Origin of the sequence: Kitasatospora sp. NPDC056783, assembly GCF_042789895.1 — a bacterium.
In the GTDB taxonomy this organism is placed as follows: domain Bacteria; phylum Actinomycetota; class Actinomycetes; order Streptomycetales; family Streptomycetaceae; genus Kitasatospora.
Map to the genome: position 1 here is coordinate 1 of NZ_JBHUAF010000685.1, position 1677 is coordinate 1677.

2 protein-coding genes are annotated in these 1677 nt (G+C 72.7%); both read left to right on the top strand.

The window, feature by feature from the left end:
* The coding region (locus ACFRMQ_RS40585) for a DUF6542 domain-containing protein (RefSeq protein ID WP_380735941.1) at positions 1-466 on the top strand (466 nt) is incomplete at its 5' end.
* A partial coding sequence (locus ACFRMQ_RS40590) for an LCP family protein (protein WP_380735942.1) occupies positions 459-1677 on the top strand: 1219 nt, incomplete at its 3' end. The genes ACFRMQ_RS40585 and ACFRMQ_RS40590, both read left to right, overlap by 8 nt.

The window sequence follows — 1677 nt, forward strand, 5'->3', positions numbered from 1 at the left end:
GCGGCCGGGGGCGGCCCGGCGCCGGCAGCAGGCGCGCCGGCGCGGCGCGGTGGCGGCGGCGCTCTCGGCGGTCGGCCTGCCGCTGCTCGGCGCGGTCGCGGACGAACTCGACGGGCCGGGCGTCGGCCTCCTGTTCGCGGTGGGCTCGGTGCTCGGGACGGCGGCCGCGGCGGCCCTGTGCGGCCGGGCGGGCCGGTGGTGGGTGGTGACGGCCACTCCGGTCGTGGTGCTGCTCACCGCGTCGGGCGTCGAGTACCTGGCGAACCCGGGGAAGTACCAGGGAAAGAACCTCGGAACCGGTGCGCTGCGCTGGGTGGTCGGGGCGTTCCCGGTGATGGCGGCGGCGGTGGCGGCGGCGCTCGCCGTGATCGTGGCCCGCGTGGTCGCGGACCGGCGGCGGGCGGTGGCGGAGCACCGGCGAACCGGCCGGCCGGCCGCCCCGGCCGGAAGGGGCCGCCGTGGCTGAGCGCCACAGCCGTTCCGGCGGCCGCGGTCGGCGCGGCCACGCCCCGCAGCGCGGCGCCGACCCGCTGACCGCCGTCGGGCGGACCCTCGCCTGCACCGTCTCGGCGGCCGTGCTCGGCGCGAGCGGCTTCACCTGGTACGAGTACCGCAGCCTGGACGACGGCATGATCAAGTCCACCGCGCTGAGCGAGGCCAAGAAGAACGCCCCGCCACACCTCGACAAGTCCGTCAACCTGCTGCTGATCGGCCTGGACAGCCGCAAGGACATGGACGGCAACGACCTGCCCAAGCAGTTCGTGGAGGACGAACTGCACGCCGGCTCCAGCGGGATCGGCGGCTACAACACCAACGCCCTGATCGTGCTGCACATCCCGGCCAACGGCGGCAAGGTGACCGCGCTGTCCGTCCCGCGCGACGACTACGTGCAGACCACGGGCGCGGACGGCAAGCAGCACAAGATCAAGGAGGCGTACGGCATCGCCAAGGAGGCGGCCGAGCAGAAGCTGTCCGGCAAGGGGCTCTCCAAGGCGGAGCTGGAGCGGCAGAGCCGCGAGGCCGGGCGCTCGGCCACCATCCAGACCGTGCAGAGCCTCCTGGACGTGCCGATCGACCACTTCGCGGAGGTGAACCTGATGGGTTTCTACGACATCGCCAAGGCGGTCGAGCCGATCCAGGTCTGCCTCAACCACCCGGTGGACGATCCGATCATCGCCCGGACCGCCGGCCACGAGGGCGGCGGCACCGGCCTCAAGCTCCTGGCCGGGATCAGCTCCCTCGACGCCGCCCAGGCGCTCTCCTTCGTCCGCCAGCGCCACCACCTCACCAACGGCGACCTCGACCGCACCCACCGGCAGCAGGCGTTCCTCTCCTCCGTCGAGTACAAGCTCAAGCAGCAGGGCATCCTGAACGACTTCGGGCAGATGCAGAAGCTGTTCGCGGTGGTGAAGAAGGACGTCGTCATCGACAACGAGTGGAACATCCTCGACTTCGCCCAGCAGGCGCCCAACCTGACCGGCGGCAACGTGGAGTTCAACACCCTGCCGATCACCGGCTTCAGGACGGTCGGCGGGCAGGAGGTCAACACCGTCAACCCGGAGCTGATCAAGAAGATCGTCCGGCAGCTCTTCAACCACGAGCCGGCGCCCGCCGCCCCGGCCGCCACGCCCGGGGACGCGCCGAGCGAGCCGGCGCCCGCGCCGTCGCCCCCGGCCC